The organism is Bifidobacterium ruminantium DSM 6489, from assembly GCF_000770925.1.
In the GTDB taxonomy this organism is placed as follows: domain Bacteria; phylum Actinomycetota; class Actinomycetes; order Actinomycetales; family Bifidobacteriaceae; genus Bifidobacterium; species Bifidobacterium ruminantium.
In genome coordinates, this window is the sequence record NZ_JDTK01000014.1 from 1 (window position 1) to 14865 (window position 14865).

9 protein-coding genes, 1 tRNA gene and 1 pseudogene are annotated in these 14865 nt (G+C 60.2%); 5 read left to right on the forward strand and 6 right to left on the reverse strand.

Annotation, left to right across the window (positions count from 1 at the left end):
- Positions 1-70: 70 nt before the first annotated feature.
- Positions 71-1592: pseudogene (locus tag OU26_RS09490) on the reverse strand (C69 family dipeptidase).
- A gap of 55 nt (positions 1593-1647) precedes the next feature.
- Here OU26_RS09490 and OU26_RS06405 point away from each other — a divergent pair.
- A tRNA-Lys gene (locus tag OU26_RS06405) sits at positions 1648-1720 on the forward strand.
- A gap of 1279 nt (positions 1721-2999) precedes the next feature.
- Positions 3000-3236, forward strand: a complete 237-nt coding sequence (locus OU26_RS06410; RefSeq protein ID WP_026646613.1) for a glutaredoxin family protein — start codon at positions 3000-3002, stop codon at positions 3234-3236.
- 165 nt (positions 3237-3401) lie between these two features.
- On the opposite strand, the gene OU26_RS06415 is transcribed toward OU26_RS06410, so the two are convergent.
- The 3 genes from OU26_RS06415 to OU26_RS06425 form a co-directional block, all read right to left on the reverse strand.
- Positions 3402-4682 (reverse strand): putative ABC transporter permease, encoded by a 1281-nt coding sequence (locus OU26_RS06415; RefSeq protein ID WP_026646614.1) that lies wholly within the window; start codon positions 4680-4682, stop codon positions 3402-3404.
- A gap of 361 nt (positions 4683-5043) precedes the next feature.
- Positions 5044-5661: a hypothetical protein gene (locus OU26_RS06420; RefSeq protein WP_051592935.1), complete on the reverse strand. Its 618-nt coding sequence runs from the start codon at positions 5659-5661 to the stop codon at positions 5044-5046.
- Positions 5662-5759: 98 nt separating this feature from the next.
- Positions 5760-7337, reverse strand: coding sequence for a hypothetical protein (locus tag OU26_RS06425; protein WP_026646615.1), 1578 nt, complete (start codon positions 7335-7337; stop codon positions 5760-5762).
- Between the two features lie 309 nt (positions 7338-7646).
- On the opposite strand from OU26_RS06425, the gene OU26_RS06430 reads away from it, so the two are divergent.
- Genes OU26_RS06430 through OU26_RS06440 form a run of 3 tightly spaced genes read left to right on the forward strand, consistent with a single transcriptional unit; the run spans position 7647 to position 13385 of the window.
- A complete protein-coding gene (locus tag OU26_RS06430) occupies positions 7647-10442 on the forward strand; it encodes a YhgE/Pip domain-containing protein (protein WP_026646616.1) in 2796 nt (931 codons plus the stop codon).
- A complete protein-coding gene (locus tag OU26_RS06435; protein WP_026646617.1) occupies positions 10439-12637 on the forward strand; it encodes a YhgE/Pip domain-containing protein in 2199 nt (732 codons plus the stop codon). Before OU26_RS06430 ends, OU26_RS06435 begins: the two co-directional genes overlap by 4 nt.
- A gap of 1 nt (position 12638) precedes the next feature.
- Positions 12639-13385: a TetR/AcrR family transcriptional regulator gene (locus OU26_RS06440; protein ID WP_420312509.1), complete on the forward strand. Its 747-nt coding sequence runs from the start codon at positions 12639-12641 to the stop codon at positions 13383-13385.
- A gap of 23 nt (positions 13386-13408) precedes the next feature.
- Here OU26_RS06440 and OU26_RS06445 read toward each other — a convergent pair whose 3' ends face one another.
- Both OU26_RS06445 and OU26_RS06450 read right to left on the reverse strand, forming a co-directional pair.
- Positions 13409-13966: an FMN-binding protein gene (locus OU26_RS06445; protein ID WP_033498993.1), complete on the reverse strand. Its 558-nt coding sequence runs from the start codon at positions 13964-13966 to the stop codon at positions 13409-13411.
- Between the two features lie 69 nt (positions 13967-14035).
- Positions 14036-14863 carry an ABC transporter ATP-binding protein gene (locus OU26_RS06450; protein ID WP_033498994.1) on the reverse strand — a complete coding sequence of 276 codons (828 nt, stop codon included), beginning with the start codon at positions 14861-14863 and terminating at the stop codon, positions 14036-14038.
- Positions 14864-14865: the final 2 nt, after the last annotated feature.

Here is a 14865-nt window from a genome sequence, read left to right on the forward strand (position 1 = left end):
CCCTGAGTGTCCGTTTCTGCAGAATCGGACAATCAGGGGTCAGAATCGGACACGTGAAGCGTCAGCGGGCTTAGTTCCAGCGATCCGACATGGCGAAACTGTTGTGCATGAGGTTGCTGGACGTATACAGCACGTCGCCGAGCAGCTTCGTATTGCGCGATCGCAAATATTCCGCCATTTCATCGTTGGCCGCCGCGAGACGGACCGAAACGGACACAGAACCAGCACTGGCGTCCGCCTCCGCACCACCAATCGCAAGCTCGCCATCCGTACGTTCCACCAAACGGTGGCCGAAGGAGCGGACGTCTTCCGAGAATCCTTCAATCGCATTGCTCGTCTCGTAGAAGTGCGCGTCAGCGAGCGCCGCGATCAGACGGTTCGTCCAATACAGGCAGTCCGTGGAGACCTCCGGCGTGGTGTCGCGCAGATAGGCGGGCGTATCGTCCACGTTTGCATAGAACGGCGCCGCCGTAGTGAACGCGCCGGAACCGTAGGAGATCCACATGATCGAGCGGCTTTCCGCAGGCGCGTACGGGCGAATCTGCATGGCGACCATGTGTCCGGTGCGGTTGATGCCGATCGGACGGTAGCGATGGCGGCTTTCCGAGGTTCCCTGCGTGCCATACGGGTCGTACGGGGTGCCCTCGAAATGCGACCCCAGCAGGAAGTCGACGTCTTCGATGGTCACCGCGTTCTCCGGCTCGACGCACCACGGAATATCGTCCGATTCGGGCGTGTGATTTTCCGCGTCGTCCAAGTCGAGATAGCGGTACATATACCAGGCGCGCGGCGTGTTGTAGATGTGGTCCTTCGCGGTGGCGGTGCCGAATACGATGCGCGGGTTGCAGTGGCCGCCGTTCATGCCGACTTGCACGCCCGACGCGCGGCCAAGATGATGCGTTTCGATGAATTCCTGCAGGTCGTCGCTGCACATGAATTCGCGCGCGTCGCCGAAGGCGTCGTCGAAATCGAAATAGTCGATGCCAAGCTGGTTGGGAATAATCGCGCATTTGTCGTCCGGCACGCGGCGGGCGATCCAATGGTGTCCACCGATGGTTTCGACGTACCAGATTTCGTCCACATCAGAAATGATGATGCCGTTCGATTCGCACGTCCCGTATGTTTCGAGCAGTTCAGCGAGGCGCTTCACACCTTCGCGCGCGGTGTTGACGTACGGCAGCACGAGGGTGATGATGTCCTCTTCGCCAATGCCGCCAGGGATTTCCGGCTTTCCTGCGATTTCGTCGGCTGGCTGCAATACGACCAGCGGGTCGGCACCGAGCACGCGTTCGTTGACGGCGATGGTTTCGGTGGCGCTCATGGCCACGTTGCATTCGCTCACGCCCGCTTCCGCAAGGATTCCGCGATTCGGCAGCACGTTCGGCACGATGCTGTAGCGGCATGGGTTATCAGGAAGGTCGATTTCGACGTGGCTGAGCACGCTGCGGTAGTGCCGCGGCTGCTCCTTTGGCGCGATAGCGACGAATTTCTTGGGATCGTAACGGCCGGAACCGGAATCGTCGTCGCGTGCGATGATGGTAGAGCCGTCGTAGCTTGCTTTTTTTACCTACAAGAATCGTGGTGCATGACATGGTTTCGATTGTAGGTGGCGATTCTTCCGAATATGCTGTATACTATGTTGCTGTTGCCCCTCTAGCTCAACGGTTAGAGCAGCGTCCTTTTAAGTCGTGGGTTGTGGGTTCGAATCCCACGGGGGGCACAGGTCAAAAGCTTTGAAAGCCAATGTTCGCAATGGTTTTCAAAGCTTTTTCGTTTGATTGAAATTGATTTTTTTGGACAAACCCATCTAAAACCCATCACAATCACATCCATAAGCCGCATATGCGAACGCGCGGTACGCCATAAATCCGCGCCCCGACCGCGTGCCCTGGCGCGCATCCCCGGCTGGCTTGACCCCCGAACATGCCAAGCCAGCCCCTTCGAGCCCAATCGGCCCAGCCATCCCGAACAAAACCAATCGACCCTATTGCAACGAATCAACCCAGGCCAAAACATCAGCAAAAGCATCAATATGGAATGAACGCACCTTTTGAATACGCCTTCCGAATACGCCTTTGCGGATTTCCAGCAACGCGTGCGGATTTCCACAGTGTCACGCGGATTCTCGACAGCATGTGCGGATTCTTATAGTGCCATGCGGTTTTCTAGCAACGCGTGCGGATTATTCACGGCGCGTGCGGATTTCGCATCGCCCCAAAAATACAATCGGGGGAGCAAGGATGGAGATCCCGTATTTTTCGGGGGCTAAATGACCAAAGCTGCCGCTTTTTAATCCGCATGCACTGTAAATAATCCGCACGGCCTTGCAAGAATCCACACGTCCTTACTAGAAATCCGCACGGCTCTGCCAGAATCCGCAAACCCCACTAGAAATCCGCACGGCCTTGCAAAAATCCGCAAAGTTTGGCAGAAATCCGCACGCGACACAGAATGATGCGCAGGATGTGCGGAACGAGGGCAAGCCGGACGCGGAATACGGACGAGCAAAACATTCGAACGCCACAAACGCCACAAACGGCATGAACAGCACGGACGACTCAGGCAATACGAACGGTACGAATAGCTCAAAAGGTACGGACAATACGAACGGTACGGACGGTTCAAAAGGTTCAAACGGTTCAGGCGGTACGAACGGCTCAGACGGCTCAGACAATTTAGGCGGTACGGATGATTCGAACGAGCAGGACGTTTAGGCGATTGGGGACGGAATACAGGCGACGATGGTCGCGTCGCCCCAGCGAAGACGGGTTCGGCGCGCCGCGATCGCATGCGATGATAGACTTGGATGATGTCGAACATTTGTTCGCATACTTCAGTATTATGGGGAATTCCCCACTATATACAGTGGATGGATATGCAAAACGACACTACGGGTAGTGTATACTGATGAACGGCTCGCACAGACGGGCGATAATCGCAGAACGTGACCGGAGGCATCCGCATAAAGCGGGAAGCCGCTTGCATAGGGAGGAAAAGTAATGACCGTAACCGTCTTCACCAATCCGAACAATCCGCAATGCGAAGCCACCGAACAGGAACTTTCCAAACTGGGCGTGCGGTATGTGGCGGTCGACCTGACGCAGAACCCATCCACCTTCGAACAAATCAAGAACGCAGGATTCAAGCAGATTCCGGTGGTCATCTCACCGAACTCCTCATGGAGCGGGCACCGCCCCGACCTCATCCGCCAACTGGCCCAAAGCATCGCGGCGTAACGCGAAACCGGCCAGCGCCCGGGAACAAAGCCCGAGACGGCCAGCCCGCCCAGTCCACATCCACGCAATCCGGCCAGCCCAAGCGCAACTGGCGCAAAGCATCGCGGCGTAAACGCGGATGCCGGCCAGTCCGGAGCGGCCCGGCCGGCATCCGACGCGCACAGCCTACATACGGCCGGCCGTGGATGGGTCGATCTTCATGGTCTGAAAACGATGCGCCATGAAATCATCATTGAAATACGTGGCGAAAAACTGCGAAACAGGAGAATTCTGCGCAACCCCAGCCATGCGGGAATACCAAGCGTCAAGCGCCATCAGCGTCATCACGCCATCAACGAAAATGAGTATGAAACAGACCAGCGTCAACGAATAGCGAATCTTCCACGGAATACGCTGGATCAATCGCAATAATCGCGGCAGAATCAACTTGACCCAAACCAAGCCGAGGACGCCCCAGAAGAACATGTATTTGCCGGATGTACGCCCGTCAATCGAAAGCCACTGCCCCGTGTAATCCCATGCGCGAATACCGAACGCGGCCTGCATGAACCAGCTGGTGAAATATTCGAACGCGCCGCCGATCACAGCGCTGGAGCAGAAGATCAGCAACCAATTCGACTGCCACAAATGGTTGAGCAACACGGTGACGATCACCACGCCGAAACCATAGATGGGCGAGAACGGCCCCCATAGGAAGCCCGCACGGTCCTGGTATTCGCCAAACAGGATGAAATGGTAGATGGTTTCGATCACCAAACCGAACACGCAACCAATCGTGAACAGCCAGAACAGATTAAAGAAATCCAGCGAAATATAGCCTTTGCCGGTCAGGTCGCGGCCGGCCATGCCTTGGGAGGCGGCGTTCTCATACGCGCTGCGGGCGTCCATGCGCCGCAACGCGAACTGCAGCCGGCGCTCCTCCCGCAGCGATGGGTCGGCGGTGATGTGCAGGGCGATCAACACGACAAGCTGGACAGCCGGGCTGACAAGGTTCAGGCCAAGCCCCTTCAACGCCAGCGACAGCAGGCCTTCGGCGAGCGTAAGCGGAATCAGCAGGTACGTCCATTGCGCGACGTGCCGGCGTTTGTTCCTGAAAAGCAGCACGCCGAACACCGTCAGGCACGCGGTGGTGACCATCAGCACGACCGCGTGAATCGCCGACAGAATCGTGGTGAGGCTCAGCGCGTCGAACGTCATATCGCCGGAAAGCACGGCCTGCACGACGTACAGGCACGACAGCACGATGATCGGCAGCGCCACCACGCCTTCGACGATCATCACGATGCCGTAGATGCGGGCGATCAACGGCAGACGACGGTCGGCGGGGCTATCGGTTCCTTCGATGGCCGCGATTTCGGTTTCGTCCGCGATCGCCTTGCTTTCCGCGATCGCCTTGCTTTTGACGGAGCCCTTGGATTGCGCTTCGGATTGCACGGTTTCACTCATGTACCGCTCCTTCCCGCGTTCAACGCTACCAAACGGCGGCAATAATCGCTGTGGGGAAAGAGGATAGGGGTATGGCGATTGGCCAGCGTGCTGAGGATTGGAGCCGGCCTGAGAAGATTCCTTGCGAAGATTCCTCGAACGGATTCCTTAGCCACCGACCATGACGCCACCATCAATGATTCGGGGACGCCATTATGGAAAGCGCGTCTGACGGCCAACGACAAGAATACCCCCGTACGCGAATGGCTGCGAAAACGAGGTCTTGCGGATGACCACTACATGTACGGGGTCTAAATACAGGGGTCTTGAATACGGGGGTCTAAGACGTCAGGGCTGCGGAGACGTCTGACGCGAACCCCGTTCAGCTGGCGATGCTGCCGGAATCACCGGAATCCAGATAGCTGCTGGAATTGTTGGATCCGGAGGACCCGGAATCGGAAGAGCCCGAACCGGAGCCACCCTGCTGACCGGACTGGCCAGAACCGGACTGCCCGGAACCGCTCTGGCCGGACTGCCCGGAATCGGAACCACCATGACCAGGCTGCCCGCTCGGCGGCTCGCCCATCTGGCCGTTAGATTGGCCGCTGCCGGAGCCGGACTGACCGCCAGGACCGCCCATCTGGCCATTGGATTGACCGCCGGGCCCCTGCTGGCTCGTCCGCTGCTGGCCCGAACCGGAAATCGCGCTCATCGCGAACGCTCCGCCGACGCCGCCTATCAGGCCGCACACCAGGCTGAGACCCGCGATGATGGCGATGGCCTTGCCGCCGAGTTTTGGCGATGGCGCGGCTTTCGCGGCCGGACCACCGAAGGTTTCCGGGTCGGCTTGCGGATTCGGCGTACGGAAGTTGCCAGGATTCCCGTCGGCAATCGCATTGCCGTAGCCGGCATTGCCGGATTGGACACCGTCGGAAACGATGTTGTCGGACGGCACGACGTTGTTGGACGGGGTTGAGGTATTGAAATCGAAGTCGGTCATGATGCACTTCCTTGCAGTGAATTGTTTGAATTGTTATGGGTTGTTGTGGATTGTGGATTATGGATTGCTGCGCGAATGGCAATGAATGGAACCGGCCGTCAGAACGACCACGCGGTATCGGCCCCGAACTGCTTGTCGAACGCGGCGCGGTCGGTCACGTCCGAGCTCAGCTTCGTGTCGGAACCGGCCGAGACCGAGGTACCGTACGAGCCGGTGACGGTCACCGTGAGATCGCTATCGCCCGAGACCACGGTCTTGCCGCCCGCCTTGATGGTCACCGTGCGACCGGAAGAATCGACCACCTTGCCGCCGGAAGCCACGTTCAGCGCGGAGATGGTGGTATCGGCCGTGACCACCCAGGTGGAGGTGCCGTCCACGTTCACGCTGATCGGCGCTTTGGAAGCCGACGACGAGCCGGAAATCGCAGCCGAATTCTCGGTGATTTCCGCAGAACCCGTCCACGAGGAGCCTTCCAGCAGGTTGAGCGTCACCGTCGAGATGGTGTCGGCGCTCACCTTGCCGGACAGGTCCTGCGAGCGCCCGGTGAAGTTCACCGTGGCCCCGTTCGAGCCGGCCGACCCCCAGTTGTTCGAATCGTTTCCGGCGGCGAAGATGAGGTCCGCGGCGGAGGAATCGAAGTCGAGTCTCGTGTTCTGCAGTACCACGTCGGCGGTGGCGTTGGTGAAGTAGAACATCGAGCCGGATTCGATGGCGGATTTCAGCGTGGAGTCCTTCGCCTGGAATGTGGCGTGTTCGCCGGTGGAGGTGTCCGCGTCGCCGGAGGTGGACTGGTAGATGATCACGCCGTTGGCCACGGGATCGGAGCCGGTGGTGCCGGTGTTGGTACTTTCCAGCGTCGACTTGTTGATGAGGATGGTGTTGAGGCCTTCCATGCCTGCGATCTGCGAGCCGCTCGCCGTGCCGGTCACGCCCGACACCTCGATATCTCCCGTGGAGTACAGCAGCGGCGATCCGATGCCGGCGGTGGAGAGCGTGGATCCGGTGACGGATACGGTCCCACCGCCGCGGTCGGTGGCCAGGGATGCGCTGTGATCGCCTTTCGTGCTGATGGTCATGCCGTTGGCGATGATCGACCCTCCGTAGGTGGCGTCAAGTCCGCGTGAATTGGCCGCAGAGGTGGCGATGTCCACGTCGTTGGCCAGCACCGTGGCCGAATCGGTGGCGAAGATGCCGTTCGATCCGGCGCTTTCGGCGTTGATGGAGGAGCCTGATATGACGGCTTTCGACTGCTTCCCCACCGCCAGCAGTACCGAGTTGGTGCCGTAGAAATTGCAGTTGTCGGAGTTGCTGCTGTCGCCCGATTTGACGAGTTTGCCGTTCGTGATGGTGAGCGTGCCGCCGTTTTGCGCGAGCGCCACGTTCTGGTCCGTCTGGGTCGCCGTGGTGGTTTCTCCGTCCGACGTGACTTCCTTGCCATCGGCGGCGAGCGCGCCGGAGTAGGTGCCCGTGTAGTCGTAGTTCATGGTGTTGGCTCCGCCGGGGCCGTTGAGCGTGGCCGCGATGCTTTGCTGCGATCCGGGGCTCGCTTTGAGCAGTGCCGTCACGCCCATGCCCGCTCCGAAGCCCGAGACCAGCGACACGGCCGCCGCGATGGCAATGGCTTTGCCGATCGGCTGCGTTCTGCGATTGACATGTTGATGGGTTGCATAAGCCATGATCGTTCCTTTCCCTTGAAGGCGGATATGTGGTTATGCGACGTCGTTAGTCGTATTAAGCACCTTGTTATTGCGACGGAACTGGATGCCGTCAGGAAGGTTTCTGGATGATTTTTGAAAGTTTTCTGAATGCGATTCCGCTGCGATTGCCCCTGCTTTCACCCCGTTTTCCGCCTTGAGCGCATGGCGCCAACGCGTTCAGCGAATAGATGGCGGCTTTGTCCCGGAGCGCGTCATACGATACGAATTGCGTAGCGCTACGTTTCCCGTATCGCTATGAGAGGAATCAATCGCCAAACCGGAGAGACAATGCACAACGTACTGCAGATTCTGCGTCGTGACTTCAAACGTCTGCTCACCGTGCCGGCGGCATGGGTGATCTTGATCGGTCTGATCTTCATCCCGCCGCTATACGCATGGTTCAACATCTACGGATTCTGGGACCCGTACGGCAACACCAACGGCATCAAGGTGGCCGTGGCCAATACGGACGAAGGCACCGACAACGCGCTGCTCGGCAAAGTCAATCTTGGCAACCAGATCGAAAGCACACTCAAAAGCAACGACCAGCTCGGCTGGGAGTTCATGAGCAGGTCCAAGGCGATAGAGGCCGTGCAGTCGGGCGATTGCTACGCGGCGATCGTCATTCCATCCGATTTCAGCGAAGACCTGGCCAACGTCGTGACCGATAGCAAGAACCGGCCCACGCTCGAATACTACGTCAACGAAAAGGCGAGCCCGATCTCGCCGAAGATCACCGACCAAGGCGCCACCACGGTCGACCGCACCGTCAATAACACCTTCGTATCCACCGTCAGCGAAACACTCGTCAAAGCCATCAACACGGCCAACGGCGCGACCAACGGCGAAGTCCATTCCATCGCCGGCGACGCCATCAGCGAACTCGACAAAACCAATCGCAATGTAGGCACGATCCGCTCCGTCATCTCGGATCTCGACAAGCAGCTCGCCAACGTTCCGCAGCAGACCCAGGCCGCACGCAATTCCATGAACGACGTGCAGCTGGCCGCGGCAAGCGCCGGCAAGGGCCTTGCCAACACGTCCAACGCGATCGGCATCGCGCAGAATCGCATCAACACCTTCTCCTCCGCCGCCGGCAGCGCGCTAGAAACCGGCTCCGGACTCGTCTCCCAGGCCGCGGCCCAATCGACAGCCAGCATCAACCAAATCTCGTCCGTGGTGGCGGCGGCAAGCGGCTCCGCGCAACAGGCGGTCACCGGCATGCAAAGCGTCACCGACAGCAACGCGAAGCTCATCGACAAGCTCAAATCCGCCAGCGACAACGCGCAATACCAGCAGATTATCAGCAAGCTGGAGGACACCAACAACGCCGCCGCCGGAACGCTCACCGACCTCAAGACCCTGAGCGCGGACACGCAGGCCACGGCCGGCAGCGTGACTGGACTTTCCACCAGTTTCAACAACAGCACACAGACCACGCTGAAAAGCGTGGACGCCGCGCGAAACGCCATCAATTCCGGAGCACTGCCACAGCTCAACTCCGGTCTGAGCTCGCTGGCCGTTACCACCGGAACGCTGTCCGGCGCGGTGACGAGCCAGACCGGACTGGTCAGCCAGACCAGCATCGTGCTCGACCAGCTCGATCAGCTGGCGTCGGACACGCGCACCACCCTCGAGCAAACCGACAGGCAGCTGGCGAAGGTGGAGACGAAGCTCACCACCGTCAGCACCGACCTGAAGGTCCTGACCACGGCGGATCTGCTCAAAACTCTGACCGGTGACAGCTCGCTCGACACGGACAAAATCGCCTCGTTCATGGAATCCCCCACCGTGATCAGCACGAAGAACGTGTACCCGATCAACTCCTACGGCTCCGGCATGGCACCGCTGATGACCAACCTGGCGCTGTGGGTGGGCGCGTTCGCCTTCGTGGTGATCTTCAAAGTGGAGGTGGATGACGAGGAGCTCGAGGATCTCGACCCGACTCCCACCGAAAAGTATCTGTCGCGCTACCTGCTGCTCGGCACCATGGGTGCCATCCAGGGCGTGCTATGCACCGTCGGCGACCTGATGCTAGGCGTGCAGACGGAGAACGCGCCGCTGTTCGTGCTCACCGGCGTGATCACGTCGCTGGTGTATCTCAGCATCACGTACGCGCTGTCCACCACGTTCATGCATATCGGCAAGGGCCTGTGCGTGGCGCTGGTCATCGTGCAGATCCCAGGCGCATCAGGCCTGTACCCGATCGAAATGATGCCGAAGTTCTTCCGCGCGATCTATCCGTTCGTGCCGTTCAGCTATTCGATCGACGCGTTCCGTGAAACCATCGCCGGCTTCTATGACGGACATTGGCCCAAGGCGATCGGCACGCTGCTGCTGTTTGCCGCCGTCGCCTTCTTCATCGGATTGGTGATCCGTCCGCTACTTACCAATCTCAACCGCCTGTTCGCCCGCGAAATCGAAGAAAGCGACATGATCATCGGCGAGGAGGTGGAGCTTCCGGAGCGTGGATACAACGTGTCCCAAGCCATCCAGGTGCTCGCCGACAAGGGCGGCTACCGCGAGGCCATCGAGGAACGGGCGAGCCGCTTCACCGAACTGTATCCGAAGCTCAAGCGCGGCGCACTGGTCCTCGGCTTCATCGTGCCGGTCATCCTGGCGGCCGTGTTCTCGTTCACCAACAGCGAGAAGGTGACCGTCCTGGCCACCTGGCTTGTCTGGATCCTGCTCATCATGGGCTTCCTCATGGTCATCGAATACATGAAGGACAGCCTGAACCGTCAGGTGGAGCTCGGCAACCTGAGCGACGAATCCATCCAATTCATGCTGATGGAGCGTCAGGCCGCGCGCATCCGCCGTAGAAAGCGCGCGCAGCAGGAGCGACGAAACCGGCTATTACACAAGACGCAACGACGCTCCGGAAAAGACGATCGCAAGACGAGCGTCGTCAGGGAAACGGCGGCGAACGTGACGGGCGCATCCCAGGACGACGGCGACGGCATCGCCATGCTCGTCCGGAAAATGAACGCGGCCGAAACCGCCGGAACCACGTCGGGAGCTTCACCCGAAACCACTGACACCACCGAAAACATCGATAACAACGCAGGAAGGAGCAACGCATGAAGAGCATCTGGAAACTGTTCGTCGGCGACATCCGACGCATCACCAGCAACGTCGTCTCCGTCATCATCGTCATCGGCCTGGTGGTGATCCCCGGCATCTTCACCTGGTTCAACGTGGCCGCCAGCTGGGACCCGTTCGCCAACACCGGCAATCTGAAATTCGCCGTGGCCAACACCGACAAGGGCTACAAGTCAGACCTCATCCCCGTGAAGATCAACATCGGCGACGAAGTGGTCAACACGTTGCGCTCCAACAGCCAGCTCGACTGGACCTTCACCACCGAAAAGGAGGCCATCGACGGCACCAAATCCGGCAAATACTATGCGGCCGTGGTGATTCCGAAGAACTTCAGCACCCGCATGATGACGTTCTTCACCTCCGATGGCGACCATGCCGAACTCACCTACTACAACAACGAGAAGAAGAACGCGCTGGCGCCGAAGATCACCGGACAGGGCGCTGACACGGTGAGCGCGCAGATCAACGAGATGTTCTCCGAGACGCTCACCGGCACCGCGCTGGAAATCGCCTCGCAGCTGGCCAGCCAGATGGACAAGCCGGCGGCGAAGAACCAACTCACGCAATTCACCGGCAACGTCAAGGAGTTCTCGGGCACGCTCACCGAAAGCGCGGACATGCTCAAATCGTTCGGCTCGCTGACCCAAAGCGCGCAGAATCTGCTGTCCAGCTCGGCCAGTCTGGTCGCGCAGGTGGATGGCAGTGCGAAGGGCGCCGGCTCGACGCTCAAGCAGGCCGGAGGCAGCGTGGATGACCTGACCGGTGCAGTGAAGACCAGCACCACGGCGCTTGGCACCGCGCTCGGCAAATCGGCCAACAGCTTCAAGTCGATGTCCGGCAGCGTGGACGACCTGTTCAACAAGGCGGGCACGCAGGCGGGCGACACCGCCACCGCACTGCGCAACCAGGCGTCGAACGTCACCAAGCAGGCGCAAAGCTACCAGCAGATCTCCGACTCGCTCGACGAACTCGGCAAGAACGACAAGCTGCCGGCAGCGGTGAAAACCGCCATCGACCATCTCAAGACCAACGTGGACGCAACTGTCACGCAGCTCAACGATCTGGCCGCGGCGCTCAATAACAGCGCCGCCAATATCGATACCAAGGTGAGCGACACCGCCACGGAACTGACGGAAATCAAAAAGCTGACACAGCAGGCGCAATCGTCCATCAAAGGCATCAAAACCGATTACGAGACCCAGCTCAAGCCGCAGCTCGACGGCATCGCCTCCTCGCTGAACGCCACGGTCGCCTCGCTGAACTCGGCCGCGACCAGCCTGAAAGGCGCGCTCGGCGATCTGAACGCCACCACCGCCGACGCGGACAAGCAGCTGACCGCCATCCACAAAGTGCTCGACTCTACCGCGGACAGCCTTTCCAAGGCCGGCACGAAGCTGGGCACATTCACCGGCACGCTGTCCGACGCGCTGGACAGCGGCGACATGAGCACCGTCAAGGACGTGCTGTCCGACAACACGGAATCGCTGGCAGCCACGCTGGCCGCACCCGTCAAGGTGAAGCGCAACGCGGTGTTCCCAGTCAAGAACTTCGGCTCGCAAATGGCGCCATTCTACACGTTCCTGCCGCTATGGGTGGGCTCGCTGCTCATGGTGGTGACGCTCAAGACCACCGTCTCGCGCAAAACCCGGAAGGAGCTCGACGACCCGAAGCCACATCAACTGTTCCTCGGACATTACGGCGTGTTCGGCGTGATCTCGCTGCTGCAAAGCACATTCTCGCTGGGCGGCAGCCTGCTGTTCCTGCACGTGCAGGCGGTGCATCCGTGGCTGTTCATGCTCTCCGGCTGGGCGAGCGGCCTGGTGTTCTCGTTCTTCACCTACACGCTCGTGGCCAGCTTCGGCAACGTGGGCAAGGCCATCGGCGTGCTGTTCCTCGTTATGCAGATCTCCGGCGCGAACGGCGCGTATCCGCTGGCCGTGCTGCCGAAGATCATCAGCGGAATCAGCCCGTTCCTGCCCGCCACCCATTCGATCGTGGCCATGCGCGCGGCGATCGGAGGCATTTATGGCAACGATTACTGGTATGCGATCGGCGCGCTGCTGCTGTTCATTCCGCCGCTGCTGCTCATCGGCCTGCTGTTGCGCATTCCGCTGATCAAATTCAACAAGTGGTATGTGGGCAAGCTGGAAAGCACGAAGGTGATCGCAAGTGCCTGACATGATGGGCGCATCCATGGGAACGCCGATGCCGGGGGCTCCGTGTACGGGCGCTCCGGAAACCGGACGCGGCAACTCGTCGGGGTCCTTGCCGGGGTCTCTGCCGGGAACCGTCAAAGGCGCCGTACAGGATGCGGTGGAAGGGGTCGTCAGCAAAGCCCGTGGACGGCGTGAGCAGCTACGGGAGCAAACCGATCGCAAAATCATGCGCGCCACATTGGAAATCCTGATTTCCGACGGCATCGGCGCGGTGACCATCGAGGAGGTCGCACGCCGTTCGGGAGTGGCGAAAACCACCATCTACCGGCGGTATCGCAATGCCGATGACCTGCTGCAGCGCATCCAGGTGGAGGTTGCGGGACTGCCGGATTTCGACGATCTTCAGCCGTCCCGCGACGGCCTGCGCGTGATGCTGCAGCGAATCCAGGGCTGCTTTGACAGCGAACTTGGTTTGAAAGCCGTCGGCGTGGTGCTGACGTCCGACAACGATTCACTCAAGGCGATCACGACGCAGGTGCTGGAACCTGCCGAACAACGTTTCATGGGATTCATGCAACGCGGAATCCGTGCCGGCGTGTTCCGGGACGGCTTGGACTGCAAGTTCCTGTTCAGCACGGTGCTGGGTTCCATGTTGGCGTGCAAGGCGCTGGCGGAGCACAAGCCCGACATGGGGCAGGAGGCCGGCTCCTGGGCTGATCGCATGGCCGCGTTGCTCTGGCCGAACGTCTGCGCCGACACGAATCGGTAGCTGCCCGGCGACAGCTCGGCACCCTACTGAACCGAAGCCTCCTGTCGCGCCACGTCAAGGGCCTTGTTGAAGGCTTCGGTGGTCCAACTGGCGCCGGCGAGCTTGTCGACTTTGAGGTCCTTCAGCGGCTTGCCGACCACCGCGTCCGGCACGGCTTTGGCGAAGTCGTTCTGATGCTTTTTGGAGATGGACGTGAACGGATGGCCGACGATGCTCACCGCCGTGACGTTCTGGTTCTTAATAGTCAGATGCACGTCGATGGTATCCTCGCCGACCGGGCCGTACTGGCCGTTGACCGAATAATCGCCGTCGGCGTAATTGCCGGTGTCCTTCTTGTCGGAGGTCGTGGAATTCTTATCGTCGGCATGGTTCTTCGTAGAGCCATCGCTGTTGGCGGTGTTGTCAGTGGCCTTGCCTTCGGTATTCGACTTGTCTTCCTGCGATTGCACGCTTTCGCCGGAATTTCCGGCATATTCGTCGTCCATCGGCGTTGCCTTCGGTTCGCCGCATGCCGACAGCAGCGCCAGACTTGCCGCCGACAGCGCGATGACCTTGACCGCGTTCGATTGAGCAGCGCTCATTATTACCCCTTCCGCCCGTCATAACGGGCAATGTGTCCATCCAGCCGCCGCAAAACGGCCTTGTGCTTGCTATTCCGCCGTACGACCGTCCGTATCGCCGGTTTTCGCGGCCTTCGTCGGATCCGCGAACGAAATCGCGACACCGCCGTTCTGCGCGCCCTCCGCGTCCGAGCCGGTGTGCGCCGGTTCGCCACCGGCTGCCTCGTACGCCCGACGCGCCTCCTCGTCGTTCCACTGTTCGCCGACGAGCACGCCATGGTTAAGCATGATCTCACGTTGTGCGCAGGAAGCGACGAGCGCGTCATGCGTGACGACGATGATCGTCGTGCCCTGCTCGTGCAGCTGGCGGAACAGGTCGAGCACGATCTTCTCGTTCTTCTCGTCCAGGTTGCCGGTCGGCTCGTCGGCGAGGATGAGCTTCGGGCAGTTGATGAGCGCGCGGGCGATGCACACGCGCTGCTGCTCACCGCCGGACAGCTGGCCGGGCAGATGGTGCGCGCGATCCTTCAATCCCACACGCTCCAACGCTTCCATGGCCTGCTTCTCGTCGACGACGGAATGGTAGTACTGCGCCACCATCACGTTCTCCACGGCCGTCAGATGCGGCACCAGGTAGAACTTCTGGAACACCAGTCCGATCATGTTTTTGCGCACGTCGGCGAGCTGCTTGGCGTTCAAATCCTCCAATCGCCGGCCTTCAAGCATGACGGAGCCCTTCGACGGCGTATCCATGCAGCCGATCATGTTCATCAGCGTGGTCTTGCCGGAGCCGGACGAGCCGACAATCGCCAGCCATTGCCCTTGCGGAACGGTCAGGCTCAGGTCGTCGACGGCGTGCAGGTCGCCGTAAATCTTGGAAATGTGGTCGAGTTCAAGCAGGGTATGTTCGGAGCTCATGA